The sequence below is a fragment of the Microvirga roseola genome (assembly GCF_020866965.1).
Lineage (GTDB): Bacteria > Pseudomonadota > Alphaproteobacteria > Rhizobiales > Beijerinckiaceae > Microvirga > Microvirga roseola.
Genome location: NZ_JAJATX010000132.1, coordinates 1 through 2,644, shown reverse-complemented (window position 1 = coordinate 2,644; position 2,644 = coordinate 1). Strand labels below are relative to the sequence as shown.

Annotated in this window: 3 protein-coding genes; 2 read left to right on the top strand and 1 reads right to left on the bottom strand. The window is 59.0% G+C overall.

Annotated features, from left to right (window positions below):
- The first annotated feature begins 1,221 nt into the window (after positions 1-1,221).
- On the top strand, positions 1,222-1,686 hold the full coding sequence (locus tag LG661_RS24395; protein WP_230534591.1) for a response regulator: 465 nt from the start codon (positions 1,222-1,224) through the stop codon (positions 1,684-1,686).
- Positions 1,687-1,693: 7 nt separating this feature from the next.
- Here the strand turns inward: LG661_RS24395 and LG661_RS24390 are convergent, their stop codons facing one another.
- Positions 1,694-1,921 carry a DUF6894 family protein gene (locus LG661_RS24390; RefSeq protein ID WP_230534590.1) on the bottom strand — a complete coding sequence of 76 codons (228 nt, stop codon included), beginning with the start codon at positions 1,919-1,921 and terminating at the stop codon, positions 1,694-1,696.
- Positions 1,922-2,185: 264 nt separating this feature from the next.
- Between LG661_RS24390 and LG661_RS24385 the strand changes: the two genes are divergently transcribed.
- Positions 2,186-2,458, top strand: a complete 273-nt coding sequence (locus LG661_RS24385) for a transcriptional regulator (RefSeq protein WP_230534589.1) — start codon at positions 2,186-2,188, stop codon at positions 2,456-2,458.
- Positions 2,459-2,644: the final 186 nt, after the last annotated feature.

The window sequence follows — 2,644 nt, the reverse complement described above, 5'->3', positions numbered from 1 at the left end:
CTGCTTCAGTGGCCTTCTACCTCAATTAACGAGTCCTGAGCCTAGGCACCAGCGGCTGAGAGACATTGAGCGCTCCCGCCTTGCGCCGTGGAGTGCAGCATGCCCAGTAATTCTTTTCCTACACTGCCGATCGCCGTCGTATTGTGGTGATGTCACATTAACTGAGTATAGCCGTTGAGGGGGCCGACAAGGCCGGCTTTTGCACAGGTCAAGTCGCTGATTTTCCTCGACATCCGATTTTTGGTTGATGAGTATAGAGCAGTATTCCCCGTTAATGTGACATCACCATCGCGAGGCGGTGTGGCATGTCTTTATCCGCGCTCAGTAAGGAAGCAGGTCTCGACCCGACATCATTCAATCCCTCAAAGCGGTACGGTCCCAAAGGCCGAGAGCGATGGCCGTCCACCGAGACCCTTGCCAGGGTGCTCCAAGTCGCCAATCTCGATACGAGAGGATTCGCCGAGATCCTTGATGCCGGAGCAGGACACCAGGCGGATAAGACCCCGACGCCGTGACGCCGCAGCAAACGATTTGCGGCTCTTCTAGAAGGACGCATCAGGCTTGCGGCTCAGGCCGCTCCACTTCCATGCCGCATCCGTGGTATTTCAGCAACGGGGACACGGGTGCGACTTGCCGAAGACATCGAGGTTTCACGCGAATTCGAGCTATAGAGATTCCGAGACTCGGACACTCCCTGGCGGTTCGGTTGATCTGGTCCAGCGCCAAGAGCCACGGCGTGATGTTCCTTGAGGATCTTGGTCGACCGTCAGGCGGCGATTGGGCAAGTTTCCTCGAAGCGCTCCGAATACCGGACGATGGGACTTCTCCTAATTTGGACTCGGACAGACGTGCCCCATCCTCACGATGGTGCACCCAAACGGCAGCCACGAAGCCGATTGCGAGAGTCAGGTTGAGCAGTAGGTCTTGTGACGGAGCGGCGACGAATTGGACCCGCGGCTGGGCAGGGGATGTAACCCTCCTACCGCTATCACCAGTTTCGGCCGGAGATCATTCGGCATGCAACCGGGCTTTATCTGCGCCGCACCCTCAGCTATCAGAATGTCGAGGAACTCCTGGCGCATAGCCTCTCACTCTGCGCTTTCCATAAGTCTCGGCAGGAGGCGGATCACGCTAGCAAAGATTGGGATGAGCGGCTGAGTTTGGCCTGCCCACTCGGGACCGTACTCCTTTCCATCCCTTTGAAGCCCGTGCTGGAACGGAATGGCTCCGCTTTTGTTGTGTGCCCGTGAGATCGAGAAAATGGTCCTGCCGATGAGCCAAGTGTTCACCGAGCCTCGCATGGTAATTCTCGTGGTCGAGGATCAGACCCTTGTGCGCATGTTCATCACCGATTTCCTCGGTGAGGCAGGCTTTAAGGTTTTCGAGGCCGTGAATGCCGACGAGGCGCTGCAGATCCTCGAAGCACGCCCTGACGTGCAGGCCATTGTCACGGACGTTGAGATGCCAGGCTCGATGAACGGTGTTGAGCTGGCCGGTGTTGTGCGGGAGCGATGGCCGGGCGTGGGCTTGATCGTCACCTCGGGCCGCGAGCGCCCTGGCCCTGACGATCTGCCCGATGACGTGGCGTTTCTTGCAAAGCCGTATCTGCCTGAGACTGTCACTGGCATCATCCGGCAGATGGCGGCCCCGCAGGTGGTCGAGTCCGCACCAATGCACGACGACTGAGAGCTGGCTAATGCATCCTCGTCTCCAGAGGAATGGAGAGCAGGATACTCCCTTGTGGGCAGACGACATCGAGCTGCCACCCCCGCCACTCCTCATCGACCTGATCGGCCTCTTCGCGGATCTCTCGGATAGCCTGCAACGCGAGGCCGTGTGCGCTCGCAAGATCCGAGACCTCAACTCCTGAATCATCCGGAATTATCTCGCGGCCATTCACGAGGTGGAAGTAACAGCGCATCAGATACCTCTGCAGGTTGCAAGTCAGCGGAGTTGTGCAATTTCGACCGTGTAATGGTGGCGAGAATGAGGATTAACTCCTTCGAGTAGGAATATTGGTGAGAAAAGGAGGGAGATCTCTGATCGGCTATGAATGCTGGTTGGTGAGCAAACGCGGTGCCTTTAACCACGCCAGCAAGAATGCGCGTGGAGATCCTTGAGGTTAGCATAGCCGGCTAGCTAGCTAGCTAGCGTCGCCGGAGCAACTCATGTGAAGGCTTTTCTGATGGCTGACTCGACGCGCCTCGAGGAACTCGTTCGGATCCGGACGGCTCTCGGCTTCTCGCAAGCCGAGATGGCCTACAAGCTCGAACTGACCGTACGGGAGTACCAGGCCCTCGAGTGGGGTGAGTCCGAAATCCCGAACGTCTACTGGTGGGCGGTCGAGCGGTTGGCGCTGGCCCAGGCGGCGCAGGAGAGGAGCCCGAGAATGGTGCCTGCGGCGGTGCTGCGGGACGTGCACGCGATCATGCCCTTGGCGCGCGGTATCCCTGGATGAGCCTGCGGCCCCGGAGAGGCGCTGGTCGAACCTGACGAGCTTTTCGGGAATAATCCTGGCCACAGCCGGCTGAGGAAGCTCGCCGGTCCTTAGCTGCCCCTGTCGATTTGGCCGGGAACTGAGCGCCCAGTGGGGCGCTCATTCTTGTGTGCCGAGCATGTTCGACAGCTCGGAGGTGTAAGTCCT

What these genes read in the sequence shown, in the direction of transcription:
- LG661_RS24395 (WP_230534591.1), top strand. Translation starts at nt 1,222, where the DNA reads ATGGCTCCGCTTTTGTTGTGTGCCCGTGAGATCGAGAAAATGGTCCTG.
- LG661_RS24390 (WP_230534590.1), bottom strand. Translation starts at nt 1,921, where the DNA reads ATGCGCTGTTACTTCCACCTCGTGAATGGCCGCGAGATAATTCCGGAT.
- LG661_RS24385 (WP_230534589.1), top strand. Translation starts at nt 2,186, where the DNA reads ATGGCTGACTCGACGCGCCTCGAGGAACTCGTTCGGATCCGGACGGCT.